Annotated in this window: 13 protein-coding genes and 2 pseudogenes; 10 read left to right on the top strand and 5 right to left on the bottom strand. The window is 60.4% G+C overall.

Annotation, left to right across the window (positions count from 1 at the left end; all coding sequences use genetic code 11):
* Positions 1-10: 10 nt before the first annotated feature.
* From RHM69_RS05220 to RHM69_RS05195, 6 genes and pseudogenes are all read left to right on the top strand, one after another.
* Positions 11-322 (top strand): annotated as a pseudogene (locus RHM69_RS05220) (endonuclease); the annotation flags it as partial.
* A complete protein-coding gene (locus tag RHM69_RS05215; RefSeq protein ID WP_024075422.1) occupies positions 304-1,257 on the top strand; it encodes a branched-chain amino acid ABC transporter permease in 954 nt (317 codons plus the stop codon). The pseudogene RHM69_RS05220 and the gene RHM69_RS05215, both read left to right, overlap by 19 nt.
* The gene (locus RHM69_RS05210) at positions 1,254-2,012 is read left to right on the top strand and encodes an ABC transporter ATP-binding protein (RefSeq protein ID WP_023048108.1); all 759 of its coding nucleotides are present in this window, start codon (positions 1,254-1,256) and stop codon (positions 2,010-2,012) included. Before RHM69_RS05215 ends, RHM69_RS05210 begins: the two co-directional genes overlap by 4 nt.
* Entirely contained in the window at positions 2,012-2,728 is a 717-nt protein-coding gene (locus tag RHM69_RS05205; protein WP_024075421.1) for an ABC transporter ATP-binding protein, read from the top strand. The genes RHM69_RS05210 and RHM69_RS05205 overlap by 1 nt, the downstream gene beginning before the upstream one ends.
* A gap of 539 nt (positions 2,729-3,267) precedes the next feature.
* Positions 3,268-3,660 (top strand): annotated as a pseudogene (locus tag RHM69_RS31050) (methyl-accepting chemotaxis protein); the annotation flags it as partial.
* A gap of 368 nt (positions 3,661-4,028) precedes the next feature.
* Complete coding sequence (locus RHM69_RS05195; protein WP_023630205.1) at positions 4,029-5,480, top strand: aldehyde dehydrogenase; 1,452 nt, start codon at positions 4,029-4,031, stop codon at positions 5,478-5,480.
* A gap of 222 nt (positions 5,481-5,702) precedes the next feature.
* On the opposite strand, the gene RHM69_RS05190 is transcribed toward RHM69_RS05195, so the two are convergent.
* Together RHM69_RS05190 and RHM69_RS05185 are read right to left on the bottom strand one after the other, a co-directional pair.
* The gene (locus RHM69_RS05190) at positions 5,703-6,779 is read right to left on the bottom strand and encodes a DUF2955 domain-containing protein (RefSeq protein WP_078451698.1); all 1,077 of its coding nucleotides are present in this window, start codon (positions 6,777-6,779) and stop codon (positions 5,703-5,705) included.
* A complete protein-coding gene (locus RHM69_RS05185; protein WP_023663266.1) occupies positions 6,769-7,830 on the bottom strand; it encodes an HlyD family secretion protein in 1,062 nt (353 codons plus the stop codon). The genes RHM69_RS05190 and RHM69_RS05185 overlap by 11 nt, the downstream gene beginning before the upstream one ends.
* Positions 7,831-7,977: 147 nt before the next feature.
* Here RHM69_RS05185 and RHM69_RS05180 point away from each other — a divergent pair, with 147 nt between their 5' ends.
* Together RHM69_RS05180 and RHM69_RS05175 are read left to right on the top strand one after the other, a co-directional pair.
* Entirely contained in the window at positions 7,978-8,913 is a 936-nt protein-coding gene (locus tag RHM69_RS05180) for a LysR family transcriptional regulator (RefSeq protein ID WP_023629250.1), read from the top strand.
* A 156-nt stretch (positions 8,914-9,069) separates the two neighbouring features.
* On the top strand, positions 9,070-9,297 hold the full coding sequence (locus RHM69_RS05175) for a DUF2790 domain-containing protein (RefSeq protein ID WP_023629249.1): 228 nt from the start codon (positions 9,070-9,072) through the stop codon (positions 9,295-9,297).
* A gap of 73 nt (positions 9,298-9,370) precedes the next feature.
* Here the strand turns inward: RHM69_RS05175 and RHM69_RS05170 are convergent, their stop codons facing one another.
* Positions 9,371-10,273, bottom strand: coding sequence for a LysR family transcriptional regulator (locus RHM69_RS05170; protein ID WP_023629248.1), 903 nt, complete (start codon positions 10,271-10,273; stop codon positions 9,371-9,373).
* Positions 10,274-10,400: 127 nt separating this feature from the next.
* Here RHM69_RS05170 and salA point away from each other — a divergent pair, with 127 nt between their 5' ends.
* Together salA and RHM69_RS05160 are read left to right on the top strand one after the other, a co-directional pair.
* Positions 10,401-11,690, top strand: a complete 1,290-nt coding sequence (salA, locus tag RHM69_RS05165) for a salicylate 1-monooxygenase (protein WP_024075419.1) — start codon at positions 10,401-10,403, stop codon at positions 11,688-11,690.
* A 73-nt stretch (positions 11,691-11,763) separates the two neighbouring features.
* On the top strand, positions 11,764-13,110 hold the full coding sequence (locus RHM69_RS05160) for an MFS transporter (RefSeq protein ID WP_023629719.1): 1,347 nt from the start codon (positions 11,764-11,766) through the stop codon (positions 13,108-13,110).
* 778 nt (positions 13,111-13,888) lie between these two features.
* Here RHM69_RS05160 and RHM69_RS05155 read toward each other — a convergent pair.
* Together RHM69_RS05155 and RHM69_RS05150 are read right to left on the bottom strand one after the other, a co-directional pair.
* Positions 13,889-15,181 carry a tyrosine-type recombinase/integrase gene (locus RHM69_RS05155; protein WP_028688854.1) on the bottom strand — a complete coding sequence of 431 codons (1,293 nt, stop codon included), beginning with the start codon at positions 15,179-15,181 and terminating at the stop codon, positions 13,889-13,891.
* Positions 15,182-15,458: 277 nt separating this feature from the next.
* Entirely contained in the window at positions 15,459-16,586 is a 1,128-nt protein-coding gene (locus RHM69_RS05150) for an integrase (protein WP_073663301.1), read from the bottom strand.
* Positions 16,587-17,065: the final 479 nt, after the last annotated feature.

The raw sequence follows: 17,065 nt of genomic DNA, 5'->3' as shown, positions 1-17,065 counted from the left end.
AGGCACATAAGGTCGTAAGAACTGCGTAGCTGGTGACCCCGTCTTCCGTGCCATGAAAGTTGACCTGACCAACCGCTATCCGTCAGTCGGTGAGGCGAAGCAACTTCCTTTATGGCATGGTGCCACAGTCCCTTATTACGGAACGTGTAGTACCCGCATTGATTTCGTAGGGCGAGCAGCAGTGCCGCGTGATGAAGTGAAAGGCTTGGTCGCTTGCCCGACCTTCTACACGTAGGATCGCTATGGCATGTCCATGTCCTGTCAGCAACAGCAACAGCAACAGCAACAGCAATTGCTTATGGCTTGGGATCGACAGTATCCTTCCACCTGCAGCAACTGACCCACATCATGATTCTCGCCCTGGTCGCTCTCAGCCTCGACCTGTTGGTGGGCGTGACCGGCATGGTCAGCCTGGCCCAGGCGGCCTTCTTCGGCATCGCCGGCTACAGCCTGGTGTTGTTCGCCCCGGAGTTCGAGGCGGTGAACTTCTGGCTGGCGCTGCTGCTGTGCCTGGGCGTCAGCGCCGCAGCTGCGCTGCTGATGGGCCTGCTGATCATCCGCACCTCGGGCATCTTCTTCATCATGGCGACCATCGCCTTCTCGCAGATGCTCTATTACCTGTTCCACGACTCGGCCTTCGCCGGCGGCTCGGACGGCATCTACCTGTTCCTCAAGCCCGAGGTGGCCATCGCCGGGGTGCATCTGCTCGACCTGGAGAACCCGCGCAGCCTGTTCTACCTGGTGCTCGGCTCCCTGGTGCTGGTCTATCTGCTGCTGCGCACCTTCCTGCGCGCGCCGTTCGGCCGGGTGCTGCTGGGCATCAAGCACAACGAGGAACGGGTCCGTTCCATGGGCTACAACCCGCTGTTCTACAAGCTGGCGGCCTTCGTCATTGCCGGCACCATCGCCGGCTACGCCGGCATGCTCTCGGCCACCCAATACGGTTTCGTCAGCCCCGACCAGGTCGGCTGGCAGCTCTCGGCCCACGCCCTGGTGATGGTCATCCTCGGTGGCATGGGCAGCCTGTTCGGCGCCATCTTCGGCGCCTTCGCCTTCGAGGGCCTGCACCATCTGTTCGCCGGCCTGACCCCGCACTGGGAGCTGCCCATGGGGCTGGTGGTCATCGCCATGGTTCTGTTGCTGCCGCGCGGTCTCGCCGGGTTGCTGCTGCAGCTCTGCGACCGGCGCACAGCCACGGCCTGCGACGCAAGTACGGTATCCACCCCCGACGCGATGAAGAAGGAGGCCGGCGTATGACCGCCCATGTTCTAGAAACCCGCGGACTGAGCAAGGCCTTCGGCGGCCTGCGTGCGGTCAACGACATTTCCCTGAGCGTGGCGCCCTGCGAGGTACACGCGATCATCGGCCCCAACGGCGCCGGCAAGAGCACCATGGTCAATCTGCTGTCCGGCCATCTTCAGCCCAGCGCCGGGCAGATCCTCTTTCACGGCCGCGACATCACCGGCTTGGCGCCCAACCGGGTGTCGCACCTGGGCATCGGCCGCAGCTTCCAGCGCACCAACATCTTTCCCAGCTTCACCTGCCTGGAAAACTGCTGGCTGGCGGCGCAGTCGCGGCTGAAGAACTCCTTTCGTTTCTTCCGCCGCTGCGAGGCCTATGTCGAGGTACGCGAGCGCGCCGAACGGGCGCTGGAGCTTTGCGGCCTGGCCGCCCACCGCGACACCCTGGCCGATGCCCTGAGTTATGGCGAGCAACGCCAACTGGAGATCGGCATGGTACTGGCCACCGAGCCGAGCTTCCTGCTGCTCGACGAACCCATGGCCGGCATGGGCAAGGACGAATCGGCGCGGGTGGTCGAACTGCTCGCCAGACTGTCGCAGCAGTACGCCATGGTCCTGGTCGAGCACGACATGGATGCGGTGTTCAGCATCGCCCACCGTCTCACCGTGATGGTCAACGGCGAGCTGCTGGCCAGTGGCCCGCTGGACCAGGTGCGCAACGATCCGGCGGTACAGCAGGCCTATCTGGGCGACGGCGAGGAGCAATTCTGATGAGCGCACAAGCCCTGGTGCAGGCCACCGGCCTGCACACCTATTACGGCAACAGTCATGTGCTGCATGGCGTCGACCTGCAGATCCAGCCGGGCGAGACCCTGGCGCTGATGGGCCGCAACGGCATGGGCAAGAGCACCACCATTCGCTCGTTGCTCGGCCTGACGCCGGCGCGCCGCGGCGAGGTGCTGATCCGCGGCGAGCGCTGCAGCGGCCGCGCCACCCACCAGATCATCCGCCGCGGTATCGGCTATGTGCCAGAGGGCCGCGGCATGTTCCCCAACCTGAGCGTGCGCGAGAGCCTGATCATGGCCGCCCGCCCGGGCCTGGACGGGCGCCGCGACTGGAACCTGGAGCGGGTGCTGGCGACCTTCCCGCGCCTGGCCGAGCGCTTCTCCCACCTGAGCGGCAACCTTTCCGGCGGCGAGCAGCAGATGGTCGCCATCGGCCGCGCGTTGCTGACCAACCCCGAACTGATGATCCTCGACGAGGCCACCGAGGGCCTGGCGCCCTTGATCCGCAAGGAGATCTGGGACGTGATCCGCCTGATCAAGGCCAGCGGTATCGCCACTCTGGTGGTGGACAAGAACGTCAACGTGCTGCTCGACCTGACCGACCGCAGCATGATCATGGTCAAGGGACGGGTGGTGTTCGACGGGCCCAGCGTCGAGCTGAAGTGCCAGCCGCAGATCCTCCAGGAACATATTGGCCTGTGACGCCGGGGAGACTGACGATGAACGAGAAGACCGACGCCCCTGCCCGAAACTGGCAGAAGCCGCTGGCGGCGTTGCTGCAAGCGACGGCGGCGCTGGCCGCAGCCGGCCTGCTGCTGTTGGACAGCGGCCTGCACGGCCCACTGGCGGCCCTGGCGCTGGCCGGCGTCGCCCTGGCCGGCCTGCTCTACCACAGGTTGCCGCCGATCCTGGTCGAGTTGCCGCCACCAGCGCCAGCGCCAGCGCCGCCACCGGCGCCTGAGCCTGAACCGCCGGTGCTGCTGGCGGCGCCTGCTCCCGAGCCGCCTTCCGACCCTGGCCTGCCGCTACGCGCACCCCTGGCGAAGTTGCTCGAGAGCATCCTGCGCACCGAGCAGGACATGCTCTTCGCCACTGAACTGGCGCGCGCGGGCGGAGAAAAGGTGCAGTTCAGCGCCGCCAGCATCCAGGCCTGCGAGGCGGCGATCCGCGAGCTGGCCGGCTACATGGGCACCATCGATCAGGTATTCGACGAACTGTCGCAACAGTCGATGCGCATCGGCGCCATCGTCGGCAGCATCCAGGACATCGCCAAGCAGACCAACCTGCTGGCGCTCAACGCGGCCATCGAGGCGGCCCGCGCCGGTGAGCATGGCCGCGGCTTCGCCGTAGTCGCCGACGAAGTGCGTCACCTGGCCCAGCGCGCCAACGAGTCCAGCGGCGAGATCCAGCAGATCGCCGGCAGCCTGCAGAAGTCGGCGCAGGAGGCGCGGACGGGAGTCGAACACATCGGCCAGTCCACCAGCACCGGCCTGGAGAAGTCCGCCGCGGCCCTGGGCGCCATGGCAGAGATGCGTGCCGGCGCCGCGGTGCGGCTGGAGACGGTCGAGCGCATCGTTCGGCGCCTGAATGAGCAGCGCACCTTGACCCAGGACATGGTCGAGCTGCTGGGTTAGCGGGCTATCGCTGAAGTGGGCACCTTGCGACCCCATCGTTGTGACGCAGTCTTCGTCAGCCGATTCGACTGGCTGTGGAATCACGATCTGCAGCAAGACCTGAACTTGGCCTACAGCCGTTTAGGCTGGAAAGCGGCCCTGGCCGCATGACTCCGCCATTGCCGTGGACGTGATGCCTTCTCGCCTGGAGTTGGCTCGCAGGGTGGGCACAACGCCCATCTTCAATAGCCGGGTAGCAGATCCGGCTACGCGTAGTCGCGCAATCACTGACGCAGCTGCGCAGCGCAGTCCCATTCTGCGTATGCCCGGAGCTGCCGACTGAATGCGGTCGCGTCACACAATTTTCCTACTGTCTAAAAGGTCTAGAAATGAGTGCACAACTGGTAATCGACAATATCAAGCTGGACGCTACCGGAGGCAAGACGATCCAACGGCTTGACCCTGTGTCCGCCAAACTGGTCAGCACTGCGGCTGCCTGCACCCTGGAAGACGCAAAACGGCTCGCGGCCTCATCCGAGCGAGCATTCCGCAAATGGTCCAAGACCGGACCGACCGAGCGGCGTCGTCTCCTGCTCGCAGCAGCGGATGTCCTCGAGGCCAAGATGTCGGAATTCTGCCGGATCATGGCTGAGGAAATTGGCGCATCGCAGCTCTGGGCGCAGTTCAACGTAGGTGCATCGGCGAATCTGCTGCGCGAGGCTGCAGCGCTCACTACTCAAATCAAGGGTGAGACGATTCCAACCGATAAGCTTGGCGCTTTCTCGTTGACGCTTCGCCAGCCGGTGGGCACCGTGCTGAGCATTGTGCCGTGGAATGGGCCGGTGATCCTGGGGGCTCGCGCTATCGCGTATCCGCTGGCGTGCGGCAATACCGTGATCTTCAAAGGCTCGGAAAACAGTCCTCGCACTCATGCCCTTGTGGCCGATGCCTTCATTGAGGCAGGCCTGCCGGCGGGTGTGCTCAATTTCCTGATTACCGCGCCCGAAGACGCATCGGCTGTCACCGAAGCGTTGGTGGCCCACGATACCGTGCGCCGGGTCAACTTCACGGGCTCCACCAAGGTCGGCCGCATGATCGCCGAAACCTGTGCGTCCCATCTCAAGCGCTGTTTGTTGGAGTTGGGTGGCAAGGCTCCTTTCGTAGTGCTGGAGGATGCCGATATCGACGGCGCAGTGAATGCCGCAGTATTCGGCTCGTTCCTGTATCAAGGGCAAATCTGCATGTCGACCGAGCGTTTCGTGGTCGATCAGCGTGTTGCCGACGAATTCGTGAGTAAGTTTTCCGAGCGAATCGGCAAACTGGAGCTTGGCGACCCCACCGCATCTCCGACCTGCGTAGTCGGACCGGTCATCGCCCAGGGCTCGGTAAAGCGGATCAACCATCTGATCGAAGATGCGCTCGGCAAAGGGGCTGTCATCGCCGCGGGCGGTATCGCCGACAGTGCCTTGATGCAGCCCACGCTAGTCGACCGCGTGACCAAGGACATGGAAATCTACGACGAGGAAACCTTTGGTCCTATTACCACGATCGTTCGTGTCGACGGGGCAGAGGAGGCGTTGGAAGTGGCCAATGACACGGCTTATGGCCTCTCATCTGCAATTTTCAGCGCCAATGTCTCCAAAGCGCTTGAGCTGGCAAGTCGGTTGGATGCAGGTTGTGTCCACATCAACGGCGCCACCGTACAAAACGAAGCGCAGGCCCCCTATGGTGGTATGAAGCAGAGTGGATACGGCCGTTTCGATGGAAGCGCTGTGATTGACGAGTTCACAGAAATCAAGTGGGTCACTGTTGAGCCATCTGATCAGCCTTATCCCTTCTGATGTTTCGGGGCCGGCGGAGCAAGTGGATTCGCCGGTTCACGCGCGTTCGCATCATTTCTCCCAGATGATCGTAAAACGCTCGGATCCACGGCCAAGCGCGTCTTGCCGCGAAAGTGTTGCACGCGTGATAACAAATTGTAGCGGTGCGCGGTCGCCGGCTTTGTGTACGAGCAGGAAAAACGCGCGCTGATCTGACAATCGCCGTGGCCGCAGCTGTTGGCTTCAATGGCTGCTGTGGCGAGTAGTGACAAAGCGGTTGAGCAAGCGGTGCACCATGAACACGACGAACAGGGTCAACAGCACCGAGACACACACCGAACTCAGCCGGTAGAGGGTCGCAAATATGATGTCGTGGCTGGGCGTAAGCGACTGGCCGAACAGGATGGCCAGGGTGGTCAAAGCGCCGAAGCCGACGCCGGGCACCCCCTTTTCCAGCATGTGCCAGCGCGCGCAGACCATGGCGGCGATCCATAGCAGCAGGGCGACCAGCGGCAGTAGGTCGTGGTGATCATAGAGCAGCAGCATGATCAGCAGGGCAATCACGCAGCCGAGCAGGGTGCCATGCGCACGGGTACGGCCGGCGAAGCGTGAGCCGTTCCAGTGCATGGGAAACAACAGCAGGATGCTGGCGACCTGAGCCGACAGCGAGTCCTGCAGATCCAGGCACTGGAATACGCTGAACGACAGCGTCGCCACCGTTGCCCCGAGCAGTGCCTCGTGGCGCCGACTGGCGCGGTCTTTGGGCGGCGGCGTGCGTGCGGGGCGCGGCTCGCAGTCGGGAAACAGGTAGAACATCAGCACGGCGATCGCTGCGGCCAGCACGATGGCCAGGCCATTGCTCCCAAGCATGGCGATGACGTCGGTGTGCGGGTAGCTGGCGAAGTTCAGCTGGATCGACAGAAATACTGCGCCGAGGGCGCCGAACAGGAAGTTCGGGCCGCTGGCCATCAGCGCGAAACGGTAGAGAAACAGCAAGAACACCAGCGGAATCATCAGCAGCGGTCGGCCGCCGAACAGACCGTAGAGCAACGCGACCTCCAGGCTGACGACCAGTCCCTGGGTGAAGAACTGGCGCATCAGGTGGGCAGTCAGGCGCGGCACCAGGCCGAGCAGTAGCATCGGATAGACGCAGAAGAAGGCACCGTACTGCAGGTCGAACAGCTTGCACAGGACAAAGGCCAGACTGCCGCCAGTGGCGATGCGCAGACACTGGCGCAGGTCGTTCTTGCCCAGTGACAAACGGGGCGCTGTGGCCCTTTCGGCAAGTGTGTGTGCCGCCGCGGAGGGTTCAGTAGACATAGTGCAACCAACTGATCAGGCGGATCTGCAGCGTAGCGGCGAGGTTCACCAGCGGGTTGTCGAAGGGCTTCAGCTGAACCGTGGCCTTAGCCCCGGTGGGCAGCAGGAACGGCAGCTCTTCATCGAGTGCCAGGTGCACGCGTTGTCGTTGCGCGTCGCGAACCCAGCGCTCGGATTGCGCGGGCGTTGCCAGCTCGCCGTTGGCATCGATCTGGCCTTCCCGGACTCCGGCGTCGAAATGACTGACCCGGGCGCTGAACAGCTCGCCTGGACGGGCGTCGAATACGACCACGGCTGGGGTGTCGACGCCGATGTAGCGCAGGGACTTCTCGCGGAAGTCGGCGATGATGTCCAGGCGGTCCTCGACCAGAGCGGCCACCGGCGTTCCTGCCGCGACGAAGGTGCCGGGGGTGAGCTGCAGGTTGCTGAGCACGCCGCCACGTTCGGCGCGAACCTCGCTGTAGTCCCGCTGCAGGTGCGCCCGGAGCAGTGCATTGCGGGCTTGGCGTAGCCGTAGATTGGCACCGTCGGCGCCGCCGCGACGGGCCTGCAGTTCACGGACTCTGGCCTGCGCCGTACGCAGTTGGGCCTGGGCCATCAGATGCTGCGCTTCGGCCGCATCGTAGGCCTGGCGCGAGACATGCTGGCGTTCGAGCAGGCGCGACAGGCGTAGGGCCTGAGCGCCCGACTCGTTCGACTTGGCTTGGGCCGCGCTGACCTCGGCACGGGCGGCGGCCAGCAGGGCATCGAGTTCAGTGTTGTCCTGGTGTGCCTGTTCGAGCGCCAACTCGGCCCGCTGCACCTCCAGCTCGAATGGCTGCGGATCGAGGCGAAACAGTAACTGGCCAGGTTGTACGTACTGGTTATTGCTCACCGCCAGCTCACTGACCTGGCCTGCGACCCGCGGCGCGACCTTCAGTACCGGTCGGGTCAACTGCGCCTGTGGTGTCAACGGCATGCTCAGGTCGGCGGTTAGGAAGTAGATGAAGCAACAGGCTAGGGCCGAGATAGCGATTTGAACCCAGCGGGCAAATCGTTGATCGGGAGTCATGAATACCTCGGTTAAGCAAAGCGTCGGGGGACGGGCGCACGCTGGAAAGTCCGGGCCGGCCCGCGAAGGCGGCAGTATATTTCCCATGCTTTCATGCAAAAATAGCCGTCTTATGCAAAGAACACTTACTAAATAGGTAACAGTCAGATGGATGTTTTTCAGGCAATGCGGGTGTTTACTCGCGTGGTGGACGCGGGCACCTTCACGGCTGCTGCACAGACGCTGGGCTTGTCCACCGCGCAGGTGTCGCGGCAGGTGTCCGAACTCGAAAGTCATCTGCAGGCACGCCTACTGCAACGTACCACCCGCCGGCTGGGGCTGACCGAGGTAGGCAGCCGTTACCTGGAGCGCTGTCGGCATATTCTCAGCGAGCTGGAAGACGCTGGCGCCGAGGCCGGTGGTGCCTACCTGATGCCCAGGGGGCGCCTGCGGGTGCACGCGATCACCGGTTTGGGCACCCATCTACTTGCACCCTTGGCCGCCCGCTATAGCGAGCTCTACCCGGAAGTGAACCTTGAGCTGACGCTCTCCCAGCGCCACCCTGACCTGCTCGAGGAGGGGCAGGATGTGGTCATTACTCTGGCCCGGGAGTTGCCCGACTCCGAACTGGTCGCTCAACTGCTCGGCACTACCTACAGCGTGGTCTGTGCGGCGCCGAGCTACCTGGGGCAGCACGGTATTCCGATGACTCTCGACGAGCTGAGCCAGCATCGCTGCCTGCGCCTGCTCGACCCGGTTTTTGGCGACAGCTGGACCTTTACCGACAACGGCGTCGAGCGGGCGATCCGTCTGGGAGAAACATTTCAGGTCAACGTCGCCGAGGCGATGGCCCAGGCGGCAGGAGAGGGTATGGGTATTTGCGTACTGCCGGACCTGATAGCGGCCAAGGCCTTCGCACAGGGCCGACTGGTACGCCTGCTGGCCGAACATCGCCTGCACGAGCGGGGTATCTATGCGCTGTACCCGTCGCGGCGCTTTCTCGATGCCAAGGTGAGAACCTGGGTGGAGTTCCTCAAGGAGCAATTACCCCTGGTATTCCGCGGTAATCGAACCCTGGTGGAAAACCCCACCTATTGGGCGTGACCCTGGGAGCAAACCGGTGTGGCCAGGGTTGATGCCCTGTCGCTTAGCGCTCTTCGATTATTACGCTAAAGGCAAAACTACCTTGCCTGGAGTTCGCTGTTTCTTGCCGGAACCACTCCTTAAGCTGATGCTCATCGAGTCATTACGAGGTGCAGCATGAAAGCAAGATACTGGATGATCGGCGTGACACTTGTCGCTCAGTGGGCAGTCGCCGACGATGCGCAGCCATACCATTATGGCCAGGCCATGGATGTCGCCAGGGTCATTTCGATCGAGATGCCTCAGGGCTGTGAGGTGGGCGAGGCGACCATGGTCTATGAGGATTCACACGGCGAGATCCATACCCTGGTGTATCTGCGCCAGGGCGAGAGCTGCGTGTATTGAGTCCGTCGCAGGACTCGGCAGTCAGCCCGATCCCTCATGGCAGGCAATGGGCTGTCAGGCACTTCGGGCGCCGTCAGTCCGCAAATAGCTCGAACATCAGTTGCCTGAGCCAGCGGTTGGCGGAGTCTCGGTGATACTTGGCGTGCCAGAACAGGTTGATATCGATTTCCGGTAGCTGCACGGGGTGGGGCAGGGCCACCAAACCGAAGGGCTGGACGCAGCACTCGGCAAAGCGCTCGGGTACCGTGGCCAGCAGATCGGTGCGCTGGAGAATATGGCCCACAGCGACGAAGTGCGGCACTTCGAGACGGATGTCCCGCTCTATCCCCAGACGCGCCATGTGTGCGTCCACTTCGCCGTGGCCGGTGGTGGCGGCGATGACCCGCACATGACCGTGAGCGCAGAAGCGCTCCAGCGTGAGCGGCTCGCTGGTGACGGGGTGGTCCTTGCGACACATGCATACGTAACGATGATGGAACAGACGGCGAGTGAAGAAGCCTGCCTGCAGGTGTGGCAGCAGGCCTACGGCGAGGTCGACGGTGCCGCTCTGCAGCGCCTCGATCAGGGATACGGAGGTGTTGCGCACGGTACTGATGCGGCAGCCTGGTGCCAGGCGGGAGAGGGCATCCATCAGGCGCGGGGTGAAGTAGATTTCACCGATATCGGTCATCGCGATGGTGAAGGTGCGTTCGCTGGTTAGCGGGTCGAAACTGTCTTGGCGACTCAGCGCCTCGCGCAGGGTATGGATGGCCAGCGACACTGGCTCAGCAAGTTGCTGGGCGTAGGGGGTAGGCTCCATACCCTGATAGGTACGCACGAACAGGTCGTCCTGCAGGGCTGTACGCAGGCGCCTGAGGGCGTTGCTCACGGTGGGCTGGGTCAGACCCAGGCTTTCCGCGGCGGTGGAGACGCGGCGGTCGATCAGCAACTGGTTGAACACCACTAGCAGGTTCAGATCCAGGTCGCGCAGGTCCATGGTCTGCCTCATAGGTTGGTAGGAATATTCAGGTTTGAAATAGTTTGTATGCAGGCTGCGGTATTTATCAATATTTCTCGTGCGCCCATGATGACTTCACTCCAACAACAACATCATGGGTACAAACATGATCACCAAGCCTGCCCTGCGTATCGGCATCATCGGCGGCGGTATTTCCGGCGTCGCCCTGGCACTGGATCTGTGCCGCCATTCCCATCTCGACGTCCAGCTCTTCGAATCCGCACCGGCCTTCGGTGAGGTGGGAGCGGGCGTTTCCTTCGGTGCTAACGCGGTGCGAGCCATTGCCGGTCTCGGCATTGCAGAGCCTTACGCCCAGGTTGCCGATCGCACCCCCGAGCCCTGGCAGGACGTGTGGTTCGAATGGCGCCGCAGCGTCGACGCCGGTTACATTGGCGCGAGCGTGGCTCCTGGCGTGGGGCAGTCTTCGGTGCACCGGGCGGATTTCCTCGACGTGCTCGCCAGCCGACTGCCGGAGGGCATTGCCCGATTCAATAAGCGCGCCGTGGGCGTGGAGCAGCACGGCGATGAGGCCTGTGTGCGCTTTACCGACGGTAGTGAATATCGCGGTGACTTGCTGATCGCCGCCGATGGCATCAAATCGGCTATTCGTGGCCATGTCCTCGAGGGTATCGGGGCCCCGCCCGCCGTGCCGCGCTTCAGTGGTACCTGCGCCTACCGTGGCATGATCGATAGCCTGCACCTGCGCGAGGCCTACCGTGCCGCTGGCGTTGACGAGCACTTGGTGGACGTGCCGCAGATGTACCTGGGCCTGGATGGCCACATCCTTACCTTTCCGGTTAAGCGGGGGCGCATCATCAACGTGGTGGCCTTCGTATCTGACCGCAGTCAGCCCGCGCCCACCTGGCCCGAGAATTCGCCCTGGGTTCGTCAGGCCAGCCAGCGTGAGATGCTCGACGCCTTCGTCGGCTGGGGCGATGCTGCGCGAATCCTGCTGGAGTGCATTCCCTCGCCAACCTACTGGGCTCTGCACGACCTCGCCGAGCTACCTGGTTATGTCCACGGCCGTGTGGCGCTGATCGGCGATGCCGCCCACGCGATGCTGCCGCACCAGGGCGCCGGGGCAGGGCAGGGGCTCGAGGACGCCTACTTCCTCGCCCGCCTGCTGGGAGATGTTCAGGTGAGTCGCGGCAACCTCGATGAGTTGCTGGCTGCCTACGACGCCTTGCGCCGCCCGCGTGCCTGCCGCGTGCAGCGTACCTCCTGGGAAGCCGGTGAACTTTACGAACTGCGTGACCCGGCAGTGGGTGATGACAAACAGGCGCTGGGAGCTACCTTGGCTAGCCGCTTCGACTGGTTGTGGAACCACGACCTCGACGCTGACGTGCGAGATGCCCGCGCTCGACTAGGTTGGACAGCCCTGAGCCACTGCGCCTAGTTGCGCGTCGTTCTACCGGAATCGGCCTCGATGCCGGTTCCGGCTCTATAACAATGACAAGAAGAGCTATGCCATGCGTGATATCGACGTTTCCGCCCTGCTTGACGGGGCCCGCTTCAATACCTTTCACGGGCGCGTGCTGTTCTGGTGCGCGCTGATCATTATCTTCGATGGCTATGATCTGGTTATCTACGGCGTGGTGCTGCCGTCGCTGATGCAAGCCTGGAACCTCTCTGCGCTGCAGGCCGGTCTGCTAGGCAGCTGCGCATTGGTGGGCATGATGCTCGGTGCACTGTTCTTCGGCCCACTGTCGGACCGGATCGGGCGCCGCAAGACCATCATGACCTGTGTGGTCCTGTTCAGCGGTTTTACCGTGATCAACGGATTCGCGCGCACTCCCGAGGAGTTTGCCATTTGCCGCTTTTTCGCCGGGCTTGGTATCGGTGGGGTGATGCCCAATGTGGTGGCGCTGATGAACGAGTACGCGCCGAAGAAAATCCGCAGCACCCTGGTGGCGATCATGTTCAGCGGTTACTCGGTGGGGGGCATGCTCTCTGCGGGTCTGGGCATGGCGTTGATGCCCAGCTGGGGCTGGCAATCGGTGTTCTTCGTGGCGGTTGTACCGCTGCTGGTGCTGCCGTTGCTGGTGCGCCAGCTGCCGGAGTCGTTGAACTTCCTGCTGCGCCAGGGGGAGGTCGAACGCGCCAAAGAGCTGCTGGCCAGGGCAGAGCCCGACTACGTGCCCAAAATGCACGACCGGCTCAATCTGGCAAAGGGGCAGGCGGGCAAGGTGGCCATCTCCCAGTTGTTCCAGGATGGTCGCGCACTGAAAACGCTGATGCTCTGGGTGGCCTTCTTCTGCTGCCTGCTGATGGTCTACGCCCTGAGTTCCTGGCTGCCGAAGCTTATGAACGCTGCCGGCTACGGCCTCAACTCCAGCCTGGCGTTCCTGCTGGTGCTGAACTTCGGCGCCATCTTCGGGGCAATCGGCGGCGGCTGGCTGGGAGATCGCATAGGCCTGGGTCGGGTACTCCTGGCGTTCTTCGCCACCGGTGCGCTGTCGCTGAGTCTATTGGCGCTGAAGTCACCGCTGCCGGTGCTCTACCTGCTGATCGGCGTGGCCGGGGCCTGCACTATCGGTACGCAGATCCTCGCCAATGCCTGCGCCGTGCAATTTTACCCCGCGCATATCCGCTCCACTGGTCTGGGCTGGGCGATGGGAATTGGCCGTATTGGCGCCATCATCGGCCCGTTGCTGGGCGGAGCTTTGCACGCCGCGCAACTGCCGTTGCAGGCGAGCTTTCTGGCGTTCGCGCTGCCGGGGCTGGTGGGCGCCGCCGCCATTATGGGTTTTCTCTGGCACCGGCCGGGTCAGGTCTGCACGCTGATGGAGAAACCTCTGGAATCGACTGCCGGCTGATCCACTGCTATCAGGAACTGAGCACCGCACCCATGTCGGGTGTGGTGCTCTGGTTGACCGCTCGCAACCGGCATATGGAACCACCATGGTCTCGGCTGCTATAGATGCCGATCCGCTGTGCGTAGTCGGATCCTAGGCTAGGCGTTGGATCATGAGAAAGCCTTGAGACTCGAAGCGGCTGCCAACTCGATGGTTAGCAGGTGCTGAGGCGCCGGTCATCACATCCATACTTTTCAATGAACGTGACGGTTGCGCTGCACGTAGCCGTACTGACAGATCTTGAGCAGATTAGCCGGATCATAATCAGGACGCCCCGTACGATGAGACCGGGCCTTGTCGAACCCCAACGCCTGAAGATCGCAGCCTGCGAAATGGGTGGGTGAAGTCCTGCACGGGATTATCAAAGCACAGAGAGTCATCGCTGCCGGCCACCAGTTCTTCACTGCCGCGAACATCGAGAGGCTGGTACATCTCGGAGCCAAGTACAGCACGAAGGCTGCAATGATCGACGATCTTCGAGACGGTCGCTGAAGACCAGTAAGACCAAGACCTCAGCGATTTCGGACGCATCTCCCGTGATGACTTTTTCAATGACGACGGAAGCGCGACCTCCTGATTTCTTGCTGGCGCAGAAACGCGCCAGCAAGCAGATGGCATGTCCGCGAGTCGAGGTCGAGCATGCGCTGGTTGCATAACTCACCCATCACCTGAGCCAAGGAAAATTTTCTCGTTCTCAAGCTATGCGCGATGGCTAAACAAGTGTGTGTTTAATGGGCGTCTAACGTCTGATTGGAAGGCTTTTCACCGAGTGTGCCCGTTGTTCGTCCAGCGAGTTGTAGTACGTATTTTGGGTAGTGCTGAGACTATTGTGACGAAGGTCAGCCTGGAGGTCCTTCATCTCTCGATATGGTGCATCAAAGGTTGCGGAGGTGTGGCGTAACCAATGCAGTGAAGCTGAACGCAACTGGTCTATTTCGTCATCGCTCCAGCCTTCCTCAGCCATACGCCCCATAGCGCGATCAAATAGCCCTTGGAGCAGCAGGCGAATATGTCGATCAGATAGCCCACCACGCCCCTTCAGGGAACTGATCAACGGTGTTTTCTCGTGGGCAGATGGCTGGGGGGAGAGCTGTAAATGCTGGCGATAGCGTATCAGGTAGTTCTGGATGTATTCGTCGCGGATGCTGATCTTGGCGGCCTTGTTGCCTTTGCCCACCACATGAAACCACCAGTTGCCCATGCTATCGCGGCGGATGTCGCCCATGGTAGGCGTCCAGTTGTCACGCCCGACCAGATCGGAGACTCGCAGGTACATGGAGAACAGAGTCGCAACGATGAACAGAGTGCGTTCGTGTGTCGGGTCGGTCGCGGCCATCTGCTCGGCAGTCTCGATCACGTAGCTCCACTGCAGCGGAGTCAGGGAACGTGACGCCACATCCAAGGTGTTGCGTTGCTTGTAGATGGATTTCTGTTTTACCGCCCGGAAGGGGTTCACCTCGGTGAGACCCTCATCAATCGCGTGTTGGAAGAAGCTGCCGCAGACTGCGAATACCTGAGCCACCGATCCCTGGGACAAGCGGTAGGGACGGGAGGGAAGGGCGGCAACGGCCTCTTCGGCAATCTTGCGTTCGCGCTTGGCCACAGTGTGACTGAAAGGTCGCCATTGCAAATTGACGATGTAGGTGTCCGTGTCGAGCTTCTTGCGACCACCCACGCGCAGGAAGCGGGACTTTACGACCGGACCTATCCAGTCGGCGGGCGGGTTGAGGCAGAACTCCATGAAGGCCTCGGCGTCCCGGCGACGCAGTTCAACAAGGGGCTTGACAGCCACCAGTAGGGACCAGAGCAGCAGCCGCTCGACGTGGGTTCGATAGGAGTTGAACGTGGCTTCGTTGCCGGCGTAGGACTTCAGAAATCCCCGAACGGCGCGATAGCCCTCGACGGCCTGGAGCTCATCGGCACAACCATGGAGGAAGTCCCGAACCGCTGGAAGCTCGCCATTGAGGTGAAGAAAGTTGAGTTCGTGGAAGCGATCAAAGGTCTCGAAAAGCGGCTGGGGATGCTGCGACATGAAGTGGTTCAACCTGGGCGAATGCGTCTATATCGGTCTTTCAGCGTAGTATAGAGCAATATCCGGGTCTGGTGATTATCGGATATTGCTTAGATTTCTCCGATCAATCCTCGCTGTCCTTCTTAAAATCTGTAACCCCATGATCCTTACAAATAATACGTTTAATAACATGCAGTTACGATTGGAGTCGGATTTTTAAATGGGAGAAATGAGTCTGCCGGGCGTCCCGCCAGAGAAGCTTATAGGCCAGGAATTTAAGCTAGCGGGGAACGCTCTATCAACCATAATACCTTCCATAGGTATAAGCCAAGCTGAAAATGCCTAGATATTTCTGCAACTCGGCAGGGCGGAAGCTTTGCGCACGAATCTTTGCGCCGCTTTCTTTCAAAAAACGCATACTGCCACCAAGCAGGATATTCCAGTGCTCACCGCCTTTGTCTGTAGAAGTAATGCTTGCATGAGCTTTCATAAGCGCTTCTTTAACAATGCTTCGTATTTGTCGCACGGAAAGACCGGGGCGCCCGTGACTAGCCTCCAAGATAGGGATTTCTTCGTTCTGCTCTGGGAACGGGGGTAGTCCTCGGCTTTTTCGATAGCGTCTCAAGTAGGGCAGGAACTCTGGAGTGACTTCAACTTTCCTTAGCAGCCGACCTGGCGCCTCTAGTATCAACCACCATCTGGCATCGTCTAGAACAAAGCAATTCATGCATGGGCAGTAGTTATCAGCATTTGCAAGGTCTGCAGCATGCAAACACATAAGAGTCGTTGCTGCTATTATAAAAAGAGCACGCTCACCAGCAGGATCACCCAGCGCATGAAATTCTAGCGCTTGCAGAACCTGACCTAATTGCTCGGAAGTTAAATATCGTTCCACAGGGTAAGTAGCGCGCATTCCTCTTCCATAGAAAGTTCGTGATGATATAGCTGGATTTATCGCTATCACATCTTCCTCGCAGAGAAAACCATAAAATGAACTACAAACGCTACGAATGAAACGCAAGGTTTCCACTTTAGGGCTGCGCGCCCCTACATCTTTAGATGCTCGAATATTGAAAGGCCGCCATGATTCATTGAAAACCGAATTACCATCGACTTGAGCGAATCTAGCGGTTGTAGAAAATCCAACCCAATTTGAAGGTGGCATCTTGCAAAAAGTAATAAAATTCGTAAACGTCTCTTTATCTAGTGTCAGTACAGTTTTTTCGGCGACAATCCAGCTCCATAGGAGCAAACGTTCAACGAATGTTCGGTAATTATTAAAGGTTCCAAGCGGGTGACTATGATATGCAAGAAAGCGGATAGCGCATTTTAAGTCCGTTTCTACATCAAGATTAGCGGAGAGACTACTGAGGAAGGCTTCGATGCAGGGGTAGCGAGCGTAGTACAGCCCGAGATCGAGAGACATACTTTCGGGACCAGCAAGGACAGGCCGAGGGTCTATGACTTTTGACATTGACGATCCCATTGGTCTAAAAGGAAGTCACGAGTACTCTTGAAAAATAGCACAGTATTTAGTCTTCTTTTTAGGCTTTTTAAACAGGCAAAAGCCTCATCAGGATTCTCCTTTTTTAACCGTTAACGAGGGGGGGCAAGGGAAACCTTGACAGCGGAGAATGCTGCATCTCACTGATATCTTGGTATTTTTTTTAATCAGTCATTTTCTACTTTTTCATCAGGCGTCACATCAGTGACTTACGTAGCTCATGAACCTATAAGGCATAACACTTCATTTAACATAATATACATTATGCGAACCGTCCTATATCTGGTGATCAGATTTGAAGCCTGGCACTAGCTGGTTCACGAGCTCTCGGAAGTAATCTCCTTTCATTTCGAGAACTAAATTCCTTGCATAGCCGTTTTGCCGCCTGGAAAAGAATTTAC

The sequence above is a fragment of the Pseudomonas sp. CCI1.1 genome (assembly GCF_034348165.1).
GTDB classification, from domain to species: Bacteria; Pseudomonadota; Gammaproteobacteria; order Pseudomonadales; family Pseudomonadaceae; genus Aquipseudomonas; species Aquipseudomonas paracarnis.
Note: the sequence above shows the minus strand (reverse complement) of the source record. Positions and strands in the feature narration are given on the sequence as shown.